Here is a 24,223-nt window from a genome sequence, read left to right on the forward strand (position 1 = left end):
CCAGTTGCTAGGCCTGCAAATATTGTTCGAGTTTGGGTGTGGACTGTTCTCGGTAAGCCGCATCCAACAGGGAGGAAGTGGGTTGGGCAACGCTTGCTGTCATCGGCAAAAGCGATAGCAGAAACAAATAGGCGTGCTTCATTGGAGCAAAGGGAAGGGGCTCGTGAAAGAGAGTATACCTTGAGCGCCCAGGAGTAAAAGAGCGGTCGACCAGAAGATGCCTCATGGCTCCCTTTTCCATATCAAAGAAGGTGTTCACGAAAAGGGTGATACCGCAAACGCGCTCCGTTTAAAGTAAGGAGGATTCCGGTGAACGGCCCCGGCAATAGGCGTGAAGTGGTCTGGCCCGCACCGGTTGCACGGGCAGAGCGTTACTTGGCCGATGGCCGGCGCGTCGTGGCGGGCACTTCGCCCGCGCTGATGAGCAGCACCTCGGGTCGGAGCTGGTGGTCAATCCACTGCTGGTCGCTCACCCGGGTGGGGTCCGCCGCAAGTTCGGGCTGCGGGATGGCAGCTAACTCGCGCAGCCAGCGCGCCCGTTCCGGCGCCAGTCCCTCGACCAAAGCGGCCAGAAAGGGGGCGTGCTTCGCCGCGAGCGGGGCCAGGCGCGCCATCGCCTGCTGGTGTTCGGCCCTGAGTTGGGCCAGGGCGTGGCGTTCACTGGGGGGCCCGGGCGGCGGGCTGCCGCCGGGCCCGGGGTCCTGCAACGGGGCCGCCCGGCGGCGGATGGCCCGCATTTGGGCCTGGACCGAGTCCACGAGTTGGCGGTCCTCGGCCGAGAGCACGGCCGCCACTTGGCGGCGCAGCCCCCGGATGACGGGCGCCACGTGCGCCTGGTGGTAGGCCTTCCGCTGGGCTTGGGCCAAGGACAGCCCCGGCGAAGCCGGAGCTGTCGGCAGGACAGGGAGCGTGAACGAAGGCGCCCGGCGGTGCGGGACCGGCGCACGGGGCGATTGGGCACCGGCGTGCCCGGTGGCGAGCAGCAGCCCGAAGCACAGGCCCGCGCCATAACGAGAAGGGAAAAAATCGCGACGGTCTATACGGCTAAGGTAGGGAACCACGCCCCGCTGGATAAGCAAGGAATGGTGGGAATACACGGACGGCTAAACCTATTGGCTGTTCAGCGAAAGGGTAGTGCCCTAAACTAAGGCCGTTCAAAGTAAGGAGCGATTAACTTCGTTTAAACTGCTCGCGCCCCGTTCCTCTCCCCTCGCATGTTTCGCTTTATCCCTGCCTTTGCGTTTGTGGGCGTGCTACTCTGGCAGGGCCCCGTCCTAGGACAAGCCGCCCCAACCACTTCGGGGTACACCAAATCGGAGCGGTACCTCGACCGCCCCGCGGCTGGGGACGTGCGCTGCCGCCAGGACATCGCCCGGGCCACCAAGGACCTACAGCACGGCCGGCGGGTGTTCTGCTGGCCCAAGCCGTTTTCCTTTACTTACGTTCCGCAGTACGCGGCCGAGCTGGCGGAAGTGTGCCGGCGACACGGCGTCCGATTCGAATACGAGCAGATAAGTGATGAAACTAGCCCGGGCTTTACGGATGGCTGCTACGGGGCCGTCATGGACCGGGCCTTGACGCGGCAGTTCGGAAAGGGGTTCCGGGCCCGCTGGATTGCCCAAGCGGACAGTCTGTTTCAGGCCCGACACCCAGCCGCACGGAGCAGCACGCGCTGAGGCACGCTGCAACTGTTCAGGAAAACGGTCCGAATCGCAAAACGAGGGATTAGTGGTCAAAGCCGTTCACCGCCGAGTGATAGAAGTTGAACACGCCGAGCACAAAGAGGGCCGTGACCACGAGGCGGCAGCTGGCGGCGGACGCCTAGCCCAGCAGCCCGGCGCGGACCGCGTAGCGGACCAGGGCCGCCGTGTTGACGCAGCCCGTTTTGGCCCGCAGGTTCTGCCGGTGGGTTTCGACCGTGCGCCGGCTGGTGAAGAGTTGTGCCGCGATTTCGGCGTTGCTGCACCCCGCGGCCACGAGCTGCAGCACCTGGGTTTCGCGCTTGGACAAGCCGGCGCCCCCCCCCGGTGGGGGGGGCGCGGACGGCCCGGGGGCCCCCGCCGGGTGCGCCGCGCGCCACGCCGCCAGGCCCAGCGAGGGCCCCACAAACCGGCGGCCCGCGGCCACGGTGCGGATGCCCTGGGCCAGCTCGGCGCCGGCCGCGTCCGCCAGCACGCCGCCGGCGGCCCCGGCCGCGAGCAGCCGCGCGGCCCGGTCCAGGCGGTCCGCCTGGCCCAGCACCAGCACCCGCACGGCCGGGTGGGCGGCCCGCACCGGGTCCAGCCCGGCTGCGTCCCCCAGCGCGCCGTGCCAGAGCAGCACGTCCGCCGGGGTCGCGGCTAACTGGGCCACGACGTGCCGGGCGCGCGTCGCTTCGCCAACGACGGCCAGGCCGGGCTGCCCGGCCAACTGCGTGCGCCGGCGGGCGCGGGCGGCGGCGTCGGGTTCGGCTACCAAAACACGAATCATCTTCGGAAGGGGAATAAGGGGCCGGTTTGTGGAGCATTTCAGCGCCCCAGCTTGCACAAACGGGCCCGGCCCTCGGTTCGTTGCGACCCGCCTGCCCAGACGCGCTCCCTTCCGGGAGCGACCGGTAGCAAGGGCGGCCCACGCGGCGAGCGACGTGCGCGGGTTCGCCGGGTAGGACGGCCGACGTTCGCCGGCCGCCCGTGGCCCCCCCCGCGCGAGTTCGGGAACGGACGTGCCGTACCTACGAATAACACGGCCCGTCGGAACCACCTGCTCACCAGTTCAGCGAAAGGGTCGGAATGGGAAAGTAGGGTACGTCTTTTTCCGCTTGGTGCGCTCGCTTACCTTTCGGCCATGAACCCTTCCCTGTCCCGCGCGGCGGTGCTGCTGGCCCTGACGGCGTGCACGCCCGCCGACCCCGCGCCCCCACCGCTGGCTGCCCGGGCCACGTACACCGACGAGCACGGCGTGCGCACGGTTCTGTCGAGCGTCTCGGCGGCCCTCGTGGTGGAGTCGCCCCCCTCCCAGGCCCCCGGCCCGCCCCCGGTGACGGTCTCTGCGGTGCGCGTGGCCACCCAACTCCCCACGGGCCGGCCGTTGGCGGTGAGCTTCCCCTTTGCGGACCCGGCCCTGCCCGGCCCCGGGCCGGTGACGCTGTTCCCCTTCCTGCTCGTGCGCGCCGGGGGGGCCACCCCCGGTAGCTCCCTGGAGTACCGGGCGCCGGTGACCGCGGGCACGTTGCGGGTCGAGGCCGGAGCCCCGCGTGCGGTCAGCGCCACCTACGTTGGGCCGTTGGAGGCCGGTGGGCCTTCCGTGCGCCTTGAGCTGGACCATGTGCCCGTGCCCTAACGTGCGCAGTGCCGGCAATGCGTTCACGTAAACCGTGATTTACCACCAGAAAATCGGGACGCCCCCTTCCTTTCCTGCCAGTTTCTGCGGGTGCTGCACAAAATCAAACGCCCGTACTTGATTGCCGGTGCCTTAGCTTGCATGGCCCCTGCTTCTGGCCTCTTCCCATGCCCCTTCCGTCGACTACCCGTTGGGCCCGTCGCGTTTCCGGCTTTCCCGGAACGCCCGCCCTTTTCCTCGGCAAACCCCGCGCCCGCACGCCCCTGGTCCTGTTGCTGTTCTTAGTCGTGGCGGCCCAGCCGGGACACGCCCAATCCCGGCCAGAGTACCGCGTGGCCGGCGAAATCAACGGCTTGGCCGAGGGGTCCAAGGTGTTTTTAATCCACGGGGGGCAGCGCCGAACCATCGATTCCGCGACCGTCACGAACGGGACGTTCGTGCTGCGCGGCCACTTGCCCGAACCGGCGCACACGTACCTGCACGCCGGCCGCGGCCGGCGGTCGACCAAATTGGCGGATATCTTGCTGGACAACCAACCGCTGGCCGTAAAAGGTGGGGCGCCGGTATACGACAGCGTGCGGGTGAGCGGGTCGCAAATCGACCAGCAATGGAAGGCCTGGCTGCACGAGGACGAACGCATCGGCCGTTCCCGCCACCAGCTCCGGCAGGTGGTGCAGTCGCTGAGGCTCCAGCACGACACCGCGAGCGCCCGGGAGCTGGACCGGCTGGTGGGCCAACTCCAGGCCGTCCGGGTCCGCTTGCTCAAGGCGTACGTCACGCGCTACCGCGACACGGCGGCCGGCGCCGCCTTGCCGACGCTGTGCACCCTGGGGCCTTCGCTCACCGGAAACGACTACCGGGAGATGTACGACACGCTCACGCCGGCGTGGCAGCAGTCGTCGTTTGGCAAGGAAATCCTGGCGCAAGCCCGAAAAAAGGGGACGGCTCCCACCGCGGCGCCCCAAAGGGAAGCACGTGGCCGCTGAGCGTCACCCAGTACCTCGATTCAGGGAAAGCAGACCCAAGGCGTGGCGGGTTAGAGGCCGTATTGTGAACGAGTGCGTTTAGCCAAACGGTCGAAACAGTAAAACGAGCGATTCTTGTCCCCTGCTGGTGGCCCCAATCCGGCGGCGCGAACCAACTGCCGTCGCCCTCGCCCGTATTGCCTATTTTGCTTTAAGGGCAGGTGCCGATGGACGTGTTTGTCGAATATGTGGTCGTGGTGGTCGTGGCCGTGCCCGGCCTGCTGCTGCGGTGGGTGCTGCACGGCGACCCGGTGTCCTGGTCGGAGCTGCGGGCGCACGAGGCAGGGCTGAACGCCACCTACACCGCCCTCTTGCTCGTGGCGGGGGGGCTGGCGCAGCAGCTGTGGGCGTTCGTCTGGGGGCAGTAGCGGCCGGGCGCCCGGCCCCACTGCCACGCGCCCCGCGGGCGAACGCCGCCCCGGCCCCGGCGTTCCCCCGCGGGGCGCGTAGTTTTGCGGATCCGCCGCCCGTTCGCGGGCAAGGCGCGCCGCCCCTGTGTCCCATGAATAACCCCTCCGTCCTCTACGCGCTCCTTCCCCCCGTCCTCCGCGCGCTGGCCCCGGCGCTGGTCGCTGGGCTGGTCGCTGGGCTGGTCGCTGGGCTGGCGGGGTGTGCCCCGGGGTACGTGGACGATTCCGGCGCGCCCGCCGCCCTGCGCCGCGCCGCCTTTGCCGGCCCCCTTCGGTCCCTGGCGGTGCGCCACGACCAGGTCCTCGTCGAGGTGGAACTGGACGGCTCCCGGCGCTACCGCTTTGCCCCATCGCCGCAGCAGGGGGGCGGGGCGGCCTTTCAGGCGGTGGCGGCCGTGGGCGACAGCCTGCGCAAGCGGGCCGGCTCGGACACCGTGCTGGTGCTAAAGAAGGGTTCCGGCGCCCGGTACGCGTTCGCCCTGGTGCCGGAGTAAGGCGGACCCCTCCTCCACCGCGGTAGGGATGCCCGGAGCCGGAAGGCACTCCGCCTTTGCTTGCTGCCATCGCCACACGATGTGTTCAGCAAAACGGTCGTTCAAGCAAAGGAGGGTTACTTTGCCGTATGCTCACGGACTGGCTCACGCACCCTCGACAGGCTACGATAATCCAAGCCCAAACCACGTATGTGCGGGTCGCCGTGGCGCCCACCAACGCGCCCTTCCGCCTCGACTTCCGCGCGAAGAAAGAGGCGCGTCTCAAGCCCGGGGCCCACGGGGCCATAACCCATCACACCACGCATCCGCTCTTGCTCGACCACAACGAGCCCGCCGTGCAACTTTTTCTCACCTCCCGGCCCCACGACCCGCAGGCCCTGGGGGCGGCGATAGTCCACTGCGTGGACGCCTTTTCCCAAGGCTGGCGCGACGTGCCCCATTACCTGTGCCGCTGGCACCGCTTCCAGGCCGTGGCGCGGGTGCAGCAGACGCTGCAAGAAGGCAGCGGCGTGCTCCTCTACCACGCGCCCGCTTCCCTCGCCAAGGCGGTCATCGGGGTCTGCCAGCAGCACGGCGTCGCGACGAAACACTTCGGAGACCCGGACGGGGTCCTCGCCCGACCCGACCCGCCGTCGAGTGTGGTCCTAATTGGGTCCAACTACGTGATTGCCGAGCACTTTTTGGTCCGGGCGCTCTAACACCAAGGCATGCCCAAGCAGGCTTACTCCCGTTCACTAAAACGGTCCCAAAAGTAGAAGGAGCATTTAGAAGGGACGTACTTTCGTCGGGTGACCAAACTTTATTTAGACATTGACGGCGTGTTGCTCACGGCCAAGCACACCCGCCCGGCCCCAGGCGTGGAAGCGTTCGTGGCGTTCGTCACGCAGCACTTCGCGTGCTATTGGCTCACGACCCATTGCCAAGGCGACCAAGCCACGGCCCTGCGCTACCTCGCCGCGTATTTGCCGGCGAGCAGCCTGGCCCAGCTGGGGGCCGTGCTCCCCACGACCTGGGATGCGCTGAAACCCGAGGCCATTGACCTGAGTGCCGACTTCTACTGGCTCGAGGACCGGCCCTTTCAGGCCGAGATCGCGTGCCTGGAAGCAGCGGGTGTGGCCGACCGCTTGCTGGTGGTGGACTTGAACACCCCCGAGGCGTTGCGCCAGTTGCAGGAAACCTTGCGCCAAGCCTTGCAGAATCAACAGCCCAAGGTTCACTGAAAGGGTAAGACCTTAGACTCGCCTCGTTTGCAAAGATGCGTGTGCCTTTCTTTCGCGCAAACATGCCGTGGGAAATGCCAGAGCTATCTCAAGTCCGGTAAAAACGCTGCTCTACTTCTGCTTTCCGGCTGCGGCAACCAACTCTACACCGAAGTAATTAAGCCACCTTATACGTAATCAAACTGGGCTGCTTAATGGCAGGGCAGGGGCTGCGCCTGACAGAAGTTGTGCGAATGAAGCCCGGTTAATTTATGGGACAAACCATTTTTTACCCGCCTTGGCGAATTGCAGTATCCCCGGCAGCTCGTAACCCAAGCCGTACGCTTTTGCAAAGCAAAAAACCCCATCTAGTCCCAAATTACGTGTTCCCCGACCACGTGAGTTGGCAAGCAAAAGGCCCCGCCGGACGATCGAAGCGGGGCCTTTGTTATGCTTTTACCACGGCAAGCGGTACGGCGCAACCGCCCTGCTTCCTTTTCGGGCCAAGGCCGGACGCGGGCCCAAGGGAATTGCACCCCAGAGGCGTTCTAGGCTTCGTTTTTGTCTCCGTTGGCTTCGGATAACGACGCCTAAGGTCAAAGGAACGTGATCCCTCAACGGCTTGAGCCACGCCCTAATAAGGGTCTTCTCCGGGTGGGTTTATGACCACTGTTTCGCCGCTGTCCACCAGCCTGGCCGTAAAGGTTTTTGTAATGCGCACCTTCGGGCTTCTGTTGTCTTTTGGGGTGACGTCAAACCCAATCCGAATGCCCACGATTCCCGGGGGGATGTTATCGGATTGCAGCATTGTGCCGATTCTATAGGTGACGGGCGTGGCGCCAGTCTGATTGCCGCTGCCGTCATAAGCGGGCCTGTCGCCAATGACCTCCTCCAAGCCCGAGAAATTTGCGTTGCTCCCCCCGTTTTCCAAGCTGACAAGCTCCTGCGAATAATTGCTTATCGTGGCCACATTCAAGACCTCGGGGTTAAACACGAGGCGATCTATGTTTGCCTGGTGGTCGGAATGGACAAAATAAGTGTTTGTCGATGGCTGATTAATGCGCTGTACAATATTACGCTGCCGGGTGAAGCGCAACTCCGAATTGGGGTAAAAAACGCCCAATGCTTTGTCATAATACGGCGTGTAACCCACGGTGCTCGACTGGTCAATGCCGGAAGGCACTAGCTTCACGTCAGTCAGCGCCCCCGTCGAGGTGAGCGATCCGGTCAAGCTGATGTCCGCCTGGAGTTTAAGGTTCGTGTTCGGTGCGTTGCTGTCGCTGCTGAAGATGGAACTGAACACGTTCGTTACCAAGCCCGACACCCCGCTGGTGAGCGCTTTTTTAAGCCCGCTCCCGGCCGCCGCGGTCAGAGTCGAAATCAAGCCCCCGCCGGAGCCACTGGAGCCCCCCGCCCCGTTCACATCCGTGTTGCCGTTGACGTTGAGCAACGCGCCGATGTTGGCGTTGTTGACCGTGCCGCCGGTGTAGCTGAAGCTGGAGGAAGGCATGGAGATGTTTCCCGTGATGTTACCTATCGCGGTGCCCTTGGCCTTGAACTGCGTAATTTGGATGCCGTTCAGGTACCAGTTGAACCAAAAGGTGTTGAAGCTTTGTGCGGCCATGTTTTGGTCGTACGCCACCTCCACTTCGCAAGCATACCACGTGTTGCTGGCAACGGCGCGGCCTTTTTCAACCACCACGTAAGATTGTTGCAGCTTTTGGTTGATGTCAATGATCTGCGGCCCTGCAAAATTAAGAAAAGGAGAATTGGGGGCGTGCGAGCCATTCATGCTCACGCCGTGAAACAGGTCGTTGCTGAGGGCAAACGTTTGCTTGTCCGACACGTGGTAGTACATGCGCAAAATCCCCCGGTACTTGTTGTAGAGAATGAAGTACCCCGTCCCGGACTGGGGGTCTTTCTGCGGGTCGAACGTGCTAAAAAGCAGATTCCACCCCGCGGCCGCTTTGTAGTCGAGGCTGATGTCCGCGCTGATTTTCGTGGTAGCGCCCACGGCCCACGGCAGTGGCAATTTTGGCTGGGCGGGGCCGGGCACGTAATCGTCCGTGTCCCACGCAAAGTAGTGGGTTGCGACCGCATCGGCCGCGTGCGTGGCCCGCGGAACGGGTGCCTGGGCGATGGCCGGGTCATCTTTTTTGGCGCACCCTTGTAGCCCGATGGCCAGAAGCAGGGCTAGTGTCGTTTTGCGTGACCACTGGGCGTAGAAGGGGCTTGGCGGTAGATTCGGTAGCATGAGAAAGGGGAAAAGGTGAAGAAAAAGAGAACTACTAACTACTAGTTGAATTCTTTGGGGTGTTACCGCCCAACGCCGGCCGCGAGCGTGCCCGGCGCCGCTTTCCAGAAAGCAGTGGTGCCGGGGGATAGCCAAAGCCCCCCGCGCCAACCGGCGTGTGCAGGACTTCCTGGAGGGGCAGTGCCTTGGCGGAAGAGGACGCACCGTTGCATAAGCTCCTGCAGGGTTGGATAAACACGGACATACTTCCCCCTGGCCACACAGGCCTAGGCGTTGGCAAACCGCTTCCTTGGGTTGAGCAGTCCTATCCTTTGGGGTTCGCGCAGACGCGGACGCGTTACCAGCAACGCCTGCTATCGGGCGTGAGGCCAACCGGAAAAGGACTTACAAGGAAGCGGCGGGGCCTTGGTGGAAGGCACACGCAAAAAGGCAAAGGGCAGACATGGCTTGGGCCGGAAACCGGCAAACGCCACCGATGCGAACAAACGACCTGGTGTGGAATCCAGGCAGCTTATTGCGGCGCAGAAGACTCTGCGAGCACGTGAAGGCAGGAAGACCTTTGGGTAATTATAAAGCAAATAAAAGTATTTTATTTTAAATAGTAAAATATTTTTTATACTAGTATTTTATAAGTCTCTACGAATCGGGCGCGTTGGTTGTAGTGGGGCAGGCGGTGCTGGGGAAAGCATGAAACAACGCCTCCAGGATGCCAGCTTTGCCGTTGCGAGCAGATGTCGTTACCGGCCTAAGCATGACCCTTGGCAGGTGCATCACGGACATGATTGCAGCTATAGTATTAATGATAGAGGCGGACAGAAAAGCAATCGGGAAAGCATTAAGGAGTAAAATGGCAAAAGGCTATCTTGGCGTTATTTGCCGCGCAATGCCGCGCGCCGTTCCTGCATGGCTCCAGGCCCTGGCCACCTTTCCCCCGCACGGGTCGTGGGAGGAACTCGGTGACCTGCTGGCCGAGCGGTGGGAACACGGCCCGTCCCGGGAAGCCCAGGTGCCGCTGTTTCGGTTTTTGGCACGCTTCCCGACCGACGAGCGCGGCGGCGTCTGGATGGGCCTGGTGCACGGCGTTGAGACGCTTCGCGCCTACGAATCCGAACTGCTCGGCTCCTTGCACCGCCAACCCACGGAAATGACCCTCTTGCTGCTGCGACGATTGGCCAACACGGGGCTATCAACCGTGGCTCAAGTCCCCGTTGCAGACGGGTACGGGCCCGACCGGGCAGTACAGGGTGCCGGTGGAGGAAGGCGGGTCCCCTTGCGCGTAGCCGGGCAGAACGGGGCCGCAGGGGCCCATCAACAGGACCCACAAAGCCTGCGCCGAACGGAACGGGAGCTGTGCCATGGGCCGATGATACACCCGCCGTGCTAAACGGGCCACTTAGCAAGATTTGGAAAGCCGTACTAGTCTAAGGAAACGGTGGCCCATGTCGCTTCGCGCAATCAAAAAGGTTTTTGAGCAACGAAAAAGCCCCAACCTGTAAGGCCGGGGCTTTTTACTGAGAAGGCGGAGTAAGCACCCATCGAAGCTCCCTCCGGGCCTAGCCTAGCGGGTAGCGGTAATTGTTTCGATCCGGACACCGCCAACTTTTGTTTCCGTCGACACCGTCACCAGCTTGTTCGCCGTCAGCTCAATCACTTCCGCTGGCGGCGGATTGGGGGCTGCATGTATAATCTGCAAGATTTTGCCGTCAAACGTGTACGCGGTCGAGTTCGACAAGGGCTGCCCATTAACAATCATCGTCCACGTGCACGTGCCATCCGCCAAATACGTCACGCTGGTGTTCTGGTGGGTGACGGTAATGTCGGTGTTGGGATTGTTGCCCGATAGGTAGGTGCGCTGCTCGCGGGTGGTTTGCCAATTCCACGTGCCCAGCAATCGGGCCTGCGGGGTAAGGGGGGCCGGTGGGGTAATGGGGGCTGGGTCTTGGCCTTCTGGGCTGCCGCAGGCGGCGAGGGACAGGCAGAAAAGCAACGGTAGCACGTGTTTCATGGGGTAGAAAATAAAAGTTAGTGGATTGAGGGCACCAAATTAGCCCCAAATTCGCGAAGCCCGCTTCCCTAGAGGATGCGCAGCGGGCACTTCGCGCCCCCCTGTTCGTTGCCCGGGCAGCCCTCCGCGATGAAGCGCGCCGACTAACGCGGCAAGCAGAAAATCAATCTTGTTTTAATTCAATTACATCGGCACGCATCCAGCAGTGAGTTAAAAACTTAGCTATTAAATATAGCGCCTCACTATCAATATATTGTCTAAAATAGTAGCGGTTTAATTGTTAAATATTAGGTTCGTTTAATTTCGTCAAGTTGATTTGTACTATCCCTTTCCAACGGGCGATGCCGATTCTATTCAATAGTACTGACACCGCCTCTCTCACTCTCCCAAGCTGCAGAAACTTCTGCGCGTGAAGCAAGGGCCCTTCGTCCACAGAAAGGCCTTTTAGTTCGCACTGGTGGCGTTTGCCGGTTTCCGGTCTACGCCATATCTACCCTTTGCCCTCCAACGGGGCGCCTCGCGTTGAAGCCCCCGTCCCCCCGATCGACTGCCCTCGGCAGCACCTCTTTTTGCCTTTATCCCAGATGGGCTGCGCCCGCAGGGGTGCCGAAGCATGTCCAGTCAACTGCCTGGGCTGCCGGCCGCGCCCAGCGTGGCTCTTCCAGCCACGGGGTCTTGTCCGACTGGCTCAGGCCTGGCTTTGCTTACCGTCTTCCCCTCTACCGCCCGCGTTGTATGGCTACACGTTTACTTCTTTGTTTTTGCTGCGCGCTGCTGCTGTTGCTCAGCCTCGCAACCGCTGGACAGGCCCAAGCATTGTACCAGGCCGAGTCCGGCACGCTCGCGGGCGGTGCCCAGATTGGCATTGCCGGAGACGTGCGATACGCCGTGCTGCCGGTTTGGAGCAAAACGGCTTCCGTGGCGTTTTCTGCCGTTTCGGTCGTCGAATCGAACACGTACGCCGTGGACTTCCGCTACGCCGCCGGAGGCGCTTTCGCCCCCCGGCTGAGCGTGTACGTCAACGGCCGGGACGTTACCCAAGTGCTCTTTCCGTCCACTTCCACGTGGGCCAACTGGACCATTCACACGGTGCCGCTGGCCCTGCGGGCCGGTTCCAACACCGTGATGGTGCGCTACGATGCCGACGACAGCGGGGGCGTCGATCTGGATTACATTCAGGTCCGGGCGGAAGCGAACAGCCAAGGCTATAAATTAGGCGCAGCGCCCACCGCCGGCTGGTTCCCTTCGGAAATCTCCGTCGACAAATTCACCGGGACGGCGCAGCTCTACCTGCCCCTGCACACCGTGGCTGCCCCCGGCATTAGCCTACCCCTGGGCCTGGCTTACGCGGCCACGGGGGTGCGCGTGGACGACCAAGGCGGCGCCGTGGGCGTCAACTGGGCCTTGACCGGCGGCGTGCGCATAAGCCGGGAAGTACGCGGGCTGCCCGACGACAGAAAGGAAGAAGACCCCACCCGCAACGAGTTCCGCTACGGGTGGCTGGTCTACAACAGCGGGTCCCCGGAAGCAAAGATGAATGCCGTCCCCACCGCCCCGGCTACTTTTTCAGCCGACGCCTGTGTAGATGGTAATGAGGCGGCGGCGCGGCAGGCGCTCCACCAATTCGGCAGCCTGCAGCACGGGCTCACCGGTGCCCGCCACTGGTACGACTCCGAACCCGACGTCTTTTCTTATTCGCTGCCCGGCCATTCCGGCAAGTTCGTCTTCGACGCGCAAGGCCACGCCCGCACCATTCCCTTCGACCCCATCAACATAACTCCCGTGGGGGCCACGTCGGGCAGTGGCATTACCTCGTTTACCATCCGGACGGCCGATGGCACCGTTTACGACTTTAACATGCCGGAGACCGTCACCAAGAAGCTGGTCAACGTAGCCGCCGCCCCCAGCTACTTTCTACGGGAGTACTGGCAGTATAAGCTACCGGATAACGCGAAGCGCTTTGCCTATGCTACCGCGTGGTTGGCCTCGAGCATCCGGACCCCCGCCGGCGCGGCTATTGGCTTGGAGTACTGGGCCGCCCACACGCCGGTAGACAATCCAGCGCGGTCGTCGCGGCTGCTTTTGCGGGGTGGGTCCGCGGGAGCGGGTGCGGAGGAGTACCGCACTGAAACGCAGGTCACCACCCTGTATCTAAGGTCCGTAGTTTCTGACGCTACCCGCGTGGACTTTACCCTGGTGGCAGTCGACGCTTCTGCCTACTACATCCAAGCCGTGGAGGTCAAGTCCGGCGTCAACAACGCCCTGATTCGCCGCTACGACTTTAATTACACCAATGCGGCACCCAGTTCGGCAACCGGGCAAAACTCCTTTGACAGCCACGGCAACCCCCTCTCGGAATTTCTGACCACCCGCCGGTTTTTGCGCAGCGTCCACGCGACGAACGGGTGCGCCAGCCAGCCCCTGTACGAGTTCACCTACCATGGTGTTGAAAAGGTTCCCCTGTTAGGCAACGCCTTCCGAGAAACCGTCGCCCTGCCGCCGGTGGGCGCCAACGACCGGGACTACTGGGGCTACTACACCCCCAACCATAGCCCGACGCTGGTGCCCCGGCTGCACGTCTACCCCGCCCTGCTGGGGCCAGCCCAGCCGGTTCCCGGGGCCCCCTACCGCCTGTACGAAGTCCCGGAACCAACCGCAGCCGCGGGGGGCTTCACCCTGCCCGGCGCCGAGCGGCGGCCGGCGGCGTGCTTTAACTTTCAAGCCGCGCTGGCCGGCACCCTCAAGGCCTTCGTGCTCCCGGGCGGGGGCAAGGCCTTGTTGGAGTACGAGCCCCACCGGTTTTACGACGCCGTGGCGCAGCAGTCGTACCCGGCGGGCGGCACGCGCATCCGCGCCGTCCGCGTGCAGGACCCCGTCACGGGGCTGGAAGCCCGGCGCGACTACGGGTACGAGGAGGACAACGGCCGGGCCAGCGGCGTGCTGCTGCGCGCGCCCCGGTTCGCGTTTGCCCTGCCCGCCAGCGGCGACTCTCCCCAACAACAGTGGACCAACGCCACGGTGCGGTGCGGCGACGACCTGACCGAAGACCCGTTTGAAGGGCGGGCCATTGGCTACCGCCGGGTCAGCGAGCAAATGACGGGCCGGGGCCGGGTGGTGACCGTGTACCAGGCCCTAGGCAGCGCCGACGAAGCCTTTGTCGCGGAGGAGCCCGCGGCCGGCCTCACTTTCGCGTGGTCGCGGGCCATCATGGGACTGGGACGGGCAACCTATACCGTACCCCGAAGAGAGGGAACGTTTTGTCCCTCCGCGGCGCCCTTGCGAGCCGGAACCGGGCTGTATCCTTTCGCGCCCGCCACCAACTACGATTTTCGGCGGGGATTGCCGCTGAGCATCACCTACCAGGCCGAGCCCGTGGGGAACGCGTCCCCGGCAACGGTTCGGCGGGAAACGTTTGCCTACGAATACCGCGACCTGACCCCCACCGACCGATCCGTAGGGGTGACGGGACTGGCGTATGAGCAACTCACGGGAGGGGCCCAACAGCTCTACGCCTACGCCAAGTACTCCATTCTGACGGACTTTCTGTACGCCATCCGGCGCCAAACGGAAGTAGTGCCCAACGGGTCGTTGGCCGATAACCAATCCGAAACCTGGTACAACTACAACGCCCAGGGCTGGCTGGCCAGCCAAGGCCGGCGCAACAGCGACGGCAAAGCCTACCGCACCCGCTACAAGTACCTGGCGGACTACGACCTCACCGGCTCGGCGGCCGAGCCCCGGTTTCAGGCCATGCAGCAGCGCATCGGCACCAACGAGCACATCAGCGCCACGCCGGTGGAAACCATTACCGAGCTGGTGCTCAGTCCCACGGACGTGCGCTTTGCGGGGGCTACCCTGAACACGTTTGCCGCGGCCAGCCCGGGGGTGCCCACCCGCCCGTATCAGGTGCTGCGCTGGCAGCCCGCGGCCGCGCTGCCGCGTCCCACCACCACGCCCCCGCCCGTGGGCACCTACGATTCTATCCGCGTGGTGACCAATGCCGCGGGTGGGAAAGAACTGTATGTCAGTCCCAGCTTCCGCCTGGTGTCCACAGTCCTCGAAACCAGCGCGCAGCAGCTGCCGCTCTCCACCCGCACCGAGGCCGGCCGGCAACGCTCCGCCGTGCAGCTGGACCAGAGCGGCACCGTGCCGGTGCTGCAGATTGCCAATGCCTTGTCGTCGGAAGTCCTTTTTTCCGATTTTGAATCCGCCAAACCGTACGGGTTCAGCCTCGGGCAGGGGGCTACCTTAAGGTCTGACGCCGCGCGCACCGGCACAACCGGCGCCTCTTTGCCGGGAGGAAGCTTTGTGACTAGTTCACTGGTTGCCTGCGCCAACACGGCCTACCGGCTCAGCTTCTGGGCCCGGACCACCGCGGCGGCTACCGTTACGGTCAGCCTCACGGCCTACGCAGGGGGTGGAACCGCTGGGGCCCCACCCGCTCAACCCCTCGTCCTCGGGAACACCGACGGCACCTGGCGGTACTACGAAGCCACGGTTAATTTGTCTGGCCTTACCAAGCCGTCCCTGAGCAATCTGGCCCTCCAGTTGCAGACTTCTGCCGCCGTGCAGTTAGACGACGTGCTGTTTTTGCCCAGCGCCGCCGCCGCCGCCAGCACCACCTACGACCTGGCCAAAGGCAAAACGTCGGAAACGGACGGCCGGGGGCAGACCACCTACTACGACTACAACGTCTTGGGCGACCTGGCCCGGGTGCGGGACCACAACGGATCCGTTGTCAAACAGCTGGAGCGGGTGGTGGCCGGCCGGGCACCCGAAATCAGCCCCTCGTTTACGATTACCGGCAGTCGCTACGACGGGGAGACCCTGTCCTTTACCGCCGCCACCGCCTGCTCGACGAACCTGCAATACAGCTGGGACTTCGGCGACGGCACGAAAACGGACTTTGTCGCGGCTCCCACGGTCTTGCACCGCTTCACCACCGGCGGGCAAATTCAATCCTTTGCCGTCACCCTGCTGGCTCGCGTGGGGCAAGGGCAAGTGTTCCGCTCGGTGCAGTACGTGGAGGTCCGCCCCGCTCCGTTAACGGTCGTCGACTGCGTGAACGGCGTTGTGTCCATTGATAACTGCGGGGAGCAGGACGATGTGCTGGTCAATACCTGCTCCCCCAACCAGGTTCCCTCGGGCCGACCGAGCCACAACGTGTACACGGTTACGACCACCGGGCCGGGCCTGGTTTACCGCTGGGAGTACCGGGGGGTTGACGGTGGCGGGTGGTCTCCGTATGCGGCCACCGGGGCGTCGATTAGGGTTCTCGTAGCCGAGCCCCGCGCTTACCGGTGCACCCTCTCCAACAGCAACGGCGTGGTGCTGGGCATGTCGCAAGTGTTTTCGATCCTTCGCTACAATAGCCAAGGGGGCACCTCCAACCCGTGCGGGCTTTCTATTGCCCCTTGACCTGTGCTGATTCCCTCGCTGCTCTACCGTCCTTTATGAAACGAGTTCTACCCCCCTCCCTTTTGCTGCGCGGGCTGCTGCTGCTGGTGCTGCTGGCCTGGCGCAGCGCAACGCCGGCCTTCGGCCAGTTTGAACTAGAGCCCGAAACGGGTTCGCCCACTTACATAGCGATTTCCGGCCCGACAAGCGTTTGCATGGGCCAAGCAGCTACTTTTTACGCCTATGCCAGCGGCGGGAGCTGCAGCTGGGGGTGGGACGAAGTCGGCGGAAACCGCCTGTCCGAAGCTCCGGACGGCAGCACCGTGACCATCGCATGGAGTTCAAGCGGCTTTAAGCGCATTTGGCTGTACGCGGGGTGTCTGGATGATATTGGGGGCCGTTACTCGTACCCCCAAGCCTACCTGGACGTTTACGTGGGGGCTTCCCCGTCGCCCCAGGTCATTACCATTCACAGCTACAGCAACAACAACCCCCCGGTTAATATCACCGCTACCAGTGCCACCACCTGCCCGCAGGCTTGGCTGCGGCTGGCGCCCCCCTCCGGCGCAACCAATTGCGTGTGGAGCACGGCCGGTGGCACCCCGGTGGCGTCGGACAGCGACGGCCGGCTATTCGTTTCGGGCGAACAAGGGAGTTATGAATATCGGTTAACCTACCGGTTGCCGAATGCCGGCCCCTGCCCACTTCCCCCGCTGGCCTTCACCGTAAACGTGGGCGTCCAGCCCTACTGGCCCGAACCCACCAACCTGGGACGGTACGGCCCCGGCAAAGTGGTGTTTACGCTGCAAAAATATGACCCCACGTTTGTGTACACGTGGTACGAACAGGAAACGGGGCCAACCCGGGCCCCCTTCGTCGATTTGGGTGGGGGGCGGTTTGAAACGCCCACGATCGCCGCTAGCCGAAGCTACTACCTGAGCGTGACCACGTGCCGGGAGAGTTCCCGGCAGCCCCACCCCGTGCTCCTGCGCAACGTGCGCATCACCGTGGACGGGCAGGCGCCGACGCGGCCCGTCGCGCTGCGTTATGGCCCGGGGCTGCCGTTGCAGGCGGAACAGGTGGATCCCGCCTACCCGGGGCCGTACACGTGGCTGCTCAACGGCACCGTCGTGCCCAACGCCACGACGGCCCGGCTGACGGTTTTTCAGGCTGGTACGTATGTCGTCCGCATCACGGGCAGCAACGGCGCGGCGCACGATTCCAACCCGGTGGAGGTTGTCGACGCGCTGGCGGGCCAGACCGTCAACGACCAGCCGCTCACGTACGCCAACGAGATTGTCGTGCTCAAGCCGGGCGTGACCACGGCCGATGAGGTGCTGCGCCTGCTGCCCGCCGAACGCCGGCAAACGGTCACCTACGCCAACGGCCTGGGCCGACCCATCCAGCAGGTGGGGGTGCAGGCCGGACCCTTGCAGGAAGACCTTGTCCAGCACTTTGGCTACGAGGGCACCGGCACGACGGCCCTCACCTACTTGCCCGTCCCCGTTGCCACCCTAGCCAAGGCCAACGGCGAGTACGAAGCCGACCCGCTAACCAAACTCAACAGCTATTACGCTGCCAAAGGCGGCTTGCCGTCCAGCACCACCACCACCGAAGCGTCCCCGCTGGGTCGGCCGCTGGAGCAAACCCAGACCGGCCAGGCCTGGGCCGGCCGCACCTCGCGGGTGAGCTACGCGGGCAACGCCGCTTCCGAAGTCCGCCGCTGGCAGGGCCTGGACGGCCGGCAGTGGTACCCCGAAGGGCAGTTGAGCAAGGAAGTCGCGCTGGACCCCGACAATCGGCGCACCGAAGTATTCAAAGACCAGCTAGGGCGGGTGGTGCTGCAGCGCAAAGTGGCCGACGGCCAGCATTTCGACACCTACACCGTGTACGCCGACGCCGGCTACGTGCAGGCCATCATCCCTCCCGCGGCCGTGCGGGAGATGGCCGGCTCCGGCCAGTGGAACATTGTGGACACCGGGTTCAAGAACCGGTGGCTCTACCTCTACACGTACGACGACCGCGGGCGCGTGGTAGAGCGCCAGTTCCCCGGCGCCGCCCCGGTGTACGTGGTGTACGATGCCTTTGACCGCCCCATTCTGGTGCAGGACGGCAACCGGCGCGCGTCGGCTAATAAGCAATGGCTGTTCACCAAGTTCGACGCTCAGAACCGCAGCGTCGTGGAAGGCCTGTGGCAGGACGCCAGCGGCCGCTCCCGGGCGGAAGTGCAGGACGCCGCCGATGCCTTCGCGCAGACCCAAACGGTGGAGTATGAAACCCGCACGGCGAGTGGCTACACCACCGGCAATACCTTTCCGGCCGTCCAGGATGGGGTTGGCGGCGCGGTATTGCTCGCCGCCTCGTTCTACGATGACTACGACTTGGATGGCAATGGAACGGCCGACTTCTCCTTGCGGGCCGAGCCGCAGCTGCTCCCTGCCGAACAACCGACGGCCACCACCCAAACCCGCGGTATGACCACGGTAACCCGTCGCCGCGTGGTGCAGCCCGGGGGGCAGTACGGCGGATGGCTGACTACGGTCTTTTTTTACGACCAGTACGGCAACGTGGTGCAAAAGCAGGGCAACAACCTGTTGCAGCCCAGTGCCGACCTCCGCGATGTCACCACCCTGGTGTACCGGGAGGGAGGGTTTGTGGCCCAGCTGCTGCGGACGGTAAAGAAGCAGGAGTACGGGGCCACCACTCCCGTCGTGGTACGCAATCGCTTTGCTTACGACCCGGCGGGCCGTCTGCTGCACACCTGGCAGCAGCACGCGTGGAAAAACACCGTCGAGCCCGAAGTGCTGGTGAGCAGCAACCGCTACACCGGCTTGGGGGAATTGACTCAAAAGAAATTGCACAGCCGCGACCAGGGCGCCAAGTTCCTGCAATACGAAGACTTTGCCTACAATCAGCACGGGCAGCTGACCAGCATTAATAACGGCAGCCTGAAAAACAATTCGGAAAACGACCTGTTTGGGTTCGCGCTCTATCGCGAACAAGCCGGCCCCGGCTCGTTGGGCAACACGCCCCGCTATGACGGCGGCATCTCGGCCGTGAGCTGGATGGTGCACAACAGCGCCGCCCCTCAAAACCCGGCCGAGCGAGAGCGCAGCTACCGCTTCGCTTATGACGGACTGGGCCGGTTGACGGCGGCCACGCATGCCGCCCGGGTTAATCCGTGGGAATTTTGGACGCTAGAGCAGGGGGCATATGACGAGAAGAACATCGTCTACGACGCTAACGGCAATATCATGTTGCTGGAACGCTACACCCAGGACAATACTACCGCGGCGCCGGCCTTATTGGACCGGTTGCAGTTTGGCTACGATGGTAATCGGCCGACGTGGGCCGATGACAACGCCGATGTAAACCGGGGGTTCAAGGAACGATTCGCTTACGTGGAGTACGATTACGATGCCAACGGTAGCGTCACCCGCGACGTTAATAAAAACACTTCCTATGTTTACAACGCGCTGAACAAAACCGAGCGCCAAACCGTGGGCACCAGCAATTTGGCCTTCACCTACGACGCGAGCGGCGCGGTGGTGCGTAAGGAAACCACGACCGCGACAATAAAGAACGAGTATTACGTCGACGGCTTCGTGTACGAGGATTCGCCCTCCTTCACCGGGCTGCGCTCGGTGCCCACCCCGGAGGGCCGGGCCCTGGCCGTGCAGCAAGCCGATACCAAGCTGACCTACGAGTACCACCTGCGCGACCACCTGGGCAACTTACGGGTCGCCTTCCGCGCCCAAGCGGGCACCGAGGAACTGCGGCTTTCGTCGGAAACCAGCGAAGCGGAGGGGGACTACCCCAAATTCAACAACATCGCCCTGACGCGCACGCCGTCTTCCTCGGCCTACCACGAGAGCCAAGTCGCCGCCGTTACCCGTGCAGCGCCTGGCCCGTTCATCAACGTGCCCGTGGCCCACGGCGACCACCTGCAGGTACGGGTATTTTGCAAGACACCCAACGGCGTACAGAACAACGCCACCCAGACTCCTTCGGCCTTGCGGGTGGCACCGCAAGTATCCCTAGCACTGGCCCCGACGTTTTTGCCTTCTGGTCGCACGCCTGCACCCGATGGCCGACCTTCTACGCAGTTCACACCGGGGCTGCAGCTCAACGTAACGGGTCTGCTGAGCGCCTTAACCGCCAAACGGCTATTAATACCGGAGGCCACCAGCAGTCAAATCGGGGCCGCCACCTCATCCCTTGAAGCCAAATTAGCGTGGACCTTGTACGACGCAAAGGGGCAGGTGGTGCGATCTGGCCATGTACCAGTTCCCGTGCATGCCGATGGGCTGTGGCACTCGCTTGATTTGTCCCTGGACATTGACTTGTCCAGCGAAGACGCGCGCACCGGCTCGCTGCGCCTGCAGGAGCTCAACGAGGCCAGCCTGCCAGTATACTTTGACCTGCTCACGATCACTCATCCGCAAGACCAAGCCTTGGTGTCGCAGGAAAATCATTACTACCCTTTTGGCATGGCTCTGACCGGGGTAGCGGTGAACACAACGGCCCAGCCGCAGGTGAGTAAAAACCAATACAACGGCGGCTCGGAGTTGCAGGACGAACTACTAGGAGCCGATAATGGCATTTACAGCACGTTCTACCGTAATTATGACCCAACCATTGGGCGCTTTCAGGGCATTGACCCAATGGCCATTAAGTACGCGGGTGACAGCCCCTATTCATTTAGCTTCAACGACCCAACGAATTTTAATGACCCTTATGGGGATGACCCTGCGATAGTGAGGAATGGAAATACTTGGACAATTTCGGTGGACCATCTTGGCGCAGCTGGAGGAGGTTGGAGTTCAGCTAATGGTGGCACCTATACCAGTTATAGAACGGATGACCAAGCATTTGCGGTTGGGGCAAACTATTTGGACCGTTTTGGTGCTTGGGGACAAAACGGCTTTGCAACAAGTAGGGAATCTGCTACATATAATCTTGAAGTCCTTCAAACACTGAACACATTAACTGCCTCGACACAAGGGGGGTTTGGTTCTTTTATCCAAAACAACCCTTCGTTATTCGTATCATTATGGCAAGCTTACCCTAAGAATTTTACAGATGCAAAAGGTAATGTAATACATCAGAGACCTAGCATGAACCCGCTTTATGAAAATCAGTGCGCAATTAGGCTAAGCGTAGCGCTAATGGGAGCAGGATTTGATATGTCATCTTTCAGTAAACTTAAGGATCCGACTAAAAATGAGAGAAATCCAGTATCCGCAGAAGGGTGGGCCTTGCGTGCGTTTGGTTTAGCAACTTGGCTCAGTAGAGACGAAGTATTAGGAGCACCAACCAAGGTATCACCAGATGACTTTCATAGCATATATAACGTGAAGGGAAGTGGTTTCAGAGGAATCTTTTTTGAATCTGATCCAACTGGGATTAGCCATATTGATCTGTTTTGGAACGAGAGATCCGGTTCAGGGGTATATGCTGGAAAAGAATATTGGATCTGGTTAATTAAATGATATTCAACATGAACACTCTCATATTGTCGATACTAATATTCGTAACATCCCTGAATTTTTTTCAAAGGAAGGAAACTGCTACTTGCTGGGTCCCTAATTATGAGATTGATAAGGCATCAAATGAATATCAACTAAACAGTCAGCATTCATTACCAATCGCTGGGATTAGGAAAGATGACAAACGGGTATCCATTATGATCTATGGAGATGATTTTATTGCGACATCTTTAACCCCCACTAAGGATAAGAGTAGCATGAAAATAAATTATATACGTTTTCCATCAAAAGGAAAATTATCTAAGTATTCTAAAGTAGACTTTTACTTAAATAAAGACTTCAGTGGAAACTATACGTCTTATTCTTTCACTTTTGAAGGCAAACATTTTAATATTCCTATTACTAGGTTTCTCCCTAATAACCGTCTTATCATCGATCCCCACTTACTGAAACTACAACTTGAATTTATAGGCAAGTTTAGAATAAGCCTGAAAGACGATAAAGTCACGACCACTGCTAGCTTAAACAATGATTATGCCTTCAGCAGCAACAATCATATAAAAAGCATAGAAATTATAAACTGGTTCACTGGGCAAGACCCGTCAATAAAAGCGAGGGTGTCAGTCACTAATCCTAATAATATAAAGGTTATGGGTACCATGATTTTCGATGAAACGTTTTTATGGTATGAGATTCGATTAGATGGTATAAGCAAACCTATACTATTAGAACGCATCAATTAACATTTATACTTTCGCGAACTTATAACTCGCAATAATTAATATTTGCTCCCAATTGACAAATAGCAGTCATTACGTAAACAGAATTACTATTTAACCCAGCACTCGAGTTGAATAGGATCGAGTAACTTTTAATCTTAAGCTTCCCATTGCGTGTTTTTTCATTTAAATACCAAATATCAAAATAAATATATATAAGCACATACCTTGTTTGATACTAACTCCGTTCTCGGTCACCCACGCCCAAATCGTTGCTCCAGTTAACTTACAACCCGGCGCCGTCATCGCCCTCCCTGCTGGGGCCGCCCCGAGCGCTGTGGCCTTTGGCGACTTCAACCAAGACTAACGCAACGACATCGCCGTGTGCCAACGCGGGCTCAACTCCGTGGGTGTGTACCTGCAAACCGGCAACGGCGACTTCCCCAACCCGGCGGCGGGTACCTACGCCACCGGGCAAGGCCCCACCAGGTCGTGGGGGGCCTTGCCCGGGGCGCGCCCCCCACGACCTGGTGGCCATCAGCGGCCCCAGCTCCGTCTACACCCTGCTCACCAACAACACCGACGGCAGCGGCACCTTCACGCCCGTAACAGTCGGCCCCAATTTCAACTTCTTTGGCGCTTCGCAGACCTCGCTGAATCCCCAACTGCAGGTCCGCGACCTGGACCGCGACGGCTGGGCCGACTTCGTCTACTTGCACGACGACCCCACCGCGCCCGTAGTCAGCGGGGTGTACTGGCAACGGCTCAACTCGAGTTCCTATGTGGCCAACGGCTTCCGGAACTTCTTCCGCCCCAACTTCCGCCCCTCGGCCTTCGCTTTGGAGGACTTTGACCGCGACGGGGTGGCGGACCTGGTCGTGACCAGTCTGTTGACCAATGAGTTCTCGGTCGTCCTGGCCGACAACCCGAACCCGGCCACCGATGCCCCCGACTGGCATTTCTCGAATCGGGTGCAGCGCCAGGCCAGCGCCGGCCTCCGGCCTGTGCGCGTGGCCACGGCCGACGTCAACCGCGACAACCTGCCCGACATTGCCATTGCCCACGAAGGCAGCGCCGAAATCACCCTGTTCCTGAACCTGCGCAACGGCCAATTCGGCTCGCAGGCGTCCTACCCGCTGTCCGCGGCCCCGCGCCAGGTGCTGCTCCGGGACCTCAACAACGACGGCAACCCCGAGCTGATCGTGCTTACGGCCGACAACCAGCTCCAGGTGTTTCCGCACTCGGGCGCGGCCGGCCTCTCCCGGTACGGCACGCCCCTGACCCTGGCCACCGGCGCCGACCCGGTGGCTTTGGAGCTCGCCGACGTGGACGGGGACTACCTGTCGGATGTGGTCGTGGCGTGCGCGGGCGACCACACCGTGCGCGTGTACCTGAACCGGTCCCTGGCCACGGCCACGGGCACGCGCGCCCCGCAACTGGCCGGGGTGGAGGCCTACCCGAACCCGGCCACCACGCAGCTGACCGTGGCGCGGCCGGCCGCGTTGCGCGGCCCGCTCACTGCCTCCCTGTTCGACGCCCTGGGACGGGAGGTCCGCCGGGCCGAGGTGGCGGCACCGGCCAGCACCGTTTCCGTGGCGGACTTGCCCCGCGGTGTCTACGTGCTACGGCTCGCGGCCCCAGCGGGCGTCTCTAGCCAGCGCATCGTAATGCGATAGGCCCTCCAGATGGCTCATTGCATTTCCGTCAAACCCGGAGCTAAAAATCAATCCAGTCAGGAGATATGGCCCGCGATAATGCGATCGCGGGCCTACCCAAAGATGGTAAAAGCCCGAAGGTGCACATGACTAAAACCTTTACGGTAACGCTTTGCAAATTTACGTAGGCCGCGGGTACACAATTCGTCCCTGTAAGCCGTAAGCGGATGCTGTCGCCCACAGGTAGAGGGGATACCC

Annotated in this window: 16 protein-coding genes; 11 read left to right on the forward strand and 5 right to left on the reverse strand. The window is 61.9% G+C overall.

Annotated features, from left to right (window positions below; all coding sequences use genetic code 11):
* Positions 1–7 precede the first annotated feature (7 nt).
* Both BMZ66_RS26295 and BMZ66_RS21705 read right to left on the reverse strand, forming a co-directional pair.
* Positions 8–142, reverse strand: coding sequence for a hypothetical protein (locus tag BMZ66_RS26295; protein WP_262507612.1), 135 nt, complete (start codon positions 140–142; stop codon positions 8–10).
* Between the two features lie 229 nt (positions 143–371).
* On the reverse strand, positions 372–1,061 hold the full coding sequence (locus BMZ66_RS21705) for a hypothetical protein (protein WP_143080339.1): 690 nt from the start codon (positions 1,059–1,061) through the stop codon (positions 372–374).
* Positions 1,062–1,214: 153 nt separating this feature from the next.
* On the opposite strand from BMZ66_RS21705, the gene BMZ66_RS21710 reads away from it, so the two are divergent.
* The gene (locus tag BMZ66_RS21710; protein ID WP_092678377.1) at positions 1,215–1,676 is read left to right on the forward strand and encodes a hypothetical protein; all 462 of its coding nucleotides are present in this window, start codon (positions 1,215–1,217) and stop codon (positions 1,674–1,676) included.
* Between the two features lie 145 nt (positions 1,677–1,821).
* Here BMZ66_RS21710 and BMZ66_RS26300 read toward each other — a convergent pair whose 3' ends face one another.
* Positions 1,822–2,469: a response regulator transcription factor gene (locus BMZ66_RS26300; RefSeq protein WP_092678379.1), complete on the reverse strand. Its 648-nt coding sequence runs from the start codon at positions 2,467–2,469 to the stop codon at positions 1,822–1,824.
* A gap of 546 nt (positions 2,470–3,015) precedes the next feature.
* Here BMZ66_RS26300 and BMZ66_RS25275 point away from each other — a divergent pair.
* The 6 genes from BMZ66_RS25275 (at position 3,016) to BMZ66_RS21745 (ending at position 6,467) form a co-directional block, all read left to right on the forward strand.
* A complete protein-coding gene (locus BMZ66_RS25275; protein WP_143080340.1) occupies positions 3,016–3,318 on the forward strand; it encodes a hypothetical protein in 303 nt (100 codons plus the stop codon).
* Positions 3,319–3,485: 167 nt separating this feature from the next.
* Positions 3,486–4,304, forward strand: a complete 819-nt coding sequence (locus BMZ66_RS21725; RefSeq protein WP_092678383.1) for a DUF4369 domain-containing protein — start codon at positions 3,486–3,488, stop codon at positions 4,302–4,304.
* A gap of 212 nt (positions 4,305–4,516) precedes the next feature.
* Positions 4,517–4,711 carry a hypothetical protein gene (locus BMZ66_RS21730; protein ID WP_143080341.1) on the forward strand — a complete coding sequence of 65 codons (195 nt, stop codon included), beginning with the start codon at positions 4,517–4,519 and terminating at the stop codon, positions 4,709–4,711.
* Positions 4,712–4,845: 134 nt separating this feature from the next.
* Positions 4,846–5,247, forward strand: coding sequence for a hypothetical protein (locus BMZ66_RS21735; RefSeq protein WP_092678387.1), 402 nt, complete (start codon positions 4,846–4,848; stop codon positions 5,245–5,247).
* A gap of 128 nt (positions 5,248–5,375) precedes the next feature.
* On the forward strand, positions 5,376–5,945 hold the full coding sequence (locus BMZ66_RS21740; protein ID WP_092678389.1) for a hypothetical protein: 570 nt from the start codon (positions 5,376–5,378) through the stop codon (positions 5,943–5,945).
* Positions 5,946–6,035: 90 nt separating this feature from the next.
* Complete coding sequence (locus BMZ66_RS21745) at positions 6,036–6,467, forward strand: hypothetical protein (RefSeq protein WP_092678391.1); 432 nt, start codon at positions 6,036–6,038, stop codon at positions 6,465–6,467.
* A 613-nt stretch (positions 6,468–7,080) separates the two neighbouring features.
* Here BMZ66_RS21745 and BMZ66_RS21750 read toward each other — a convergent pair.
* Both BMZ66_RS21750 and BMZ66_RS21760 read right to left on the reverse strand, forming a co-directional pair.
* Entirely contained in the window at positions 7,081–8,700 is a 1,620-nt protein-coding gene (locus BMZ66_RS21750; RefSeq protein ID WP_092678393.1) for a hypothetical protein, read from the reverse strand.
* Between the two features lie 1,558 nt (positions 8,701–10,258).
* A complete protein-coding gene (locus tag BMZ66_RS21760; protein WP_092678397.1) occupies positions 10,259–10,705 on the reverse strand; it encodes a lipocalin-like domain-containing protein in 447 nt (148 codons plus the stop codon).
* Between the two features lie 735 nt (positions 10,706–11,440).
* On the opposite strand from BMZ66_RS21760, the gene BMZ66_RS21765 reads away from it, so the two are divergent.
* From BMZ66_RS21765 to BMZ66_RS21780, 4 genes are all read left to right on the forward strand, one after another.
* Positions 11,441–16,123, forward strand: a complete 4,683-nt coding sequence (locus BMZ66_RS21765) for a PKD domain-containing protein (protein ID WP_143080342.1) — start codon at positions 11,441–11,443, stop codon at positions 16,121–16,123.
* Positions 16,124–16,158: 35 nt separating this feature from the next.
* Complete coding sequence (locus BMZ66_RS21770; protein WP_092678401.1) at positions 16,159–21,594, forward strand: T6SS effector amidase Tae4 family protein; 5,436 nt, start codon at positions 16,159–16,161, stop codon at positions 21,592–21,594.
* Between the two features lie 8 nt (positions 21,595–21,602).
* Positions 21,603–22,334: a hypothetical protein gene (locus tag BMZ66_RS21775; protein WP_143080343.1), complete on the forward strand. Its 732-nt coding sequence runs from the start codon at positions 21,603–21,605 to the stop codon at positions 22,332–22,334.
* Between the two features lie 506 nt (positions 22,335–22,840).
* A complete protein-coding gene (locus BMZ66_RS21780; protein ID WP_177204848.1) occupies positions 22,841–23,986 on the forward strand; it encodes an FG-GAP-like repeat-containing protein in 1,146 nt (381 codons plus the stop codon).
* The last annotated feature ends 237 nt before the right edge of the window (positions 23,987–24,223 follow it).

Origin of the sequence: Hymenobacter arizonensis (assembly GCF_900115775.1) — a bacterium.
Lineage (GTDB): Bacteria > Bacteroidota > Bacteroidia > Cytophagales > Hymenobacteraceae > Hymenobacter > Hymenobacter arizonensis.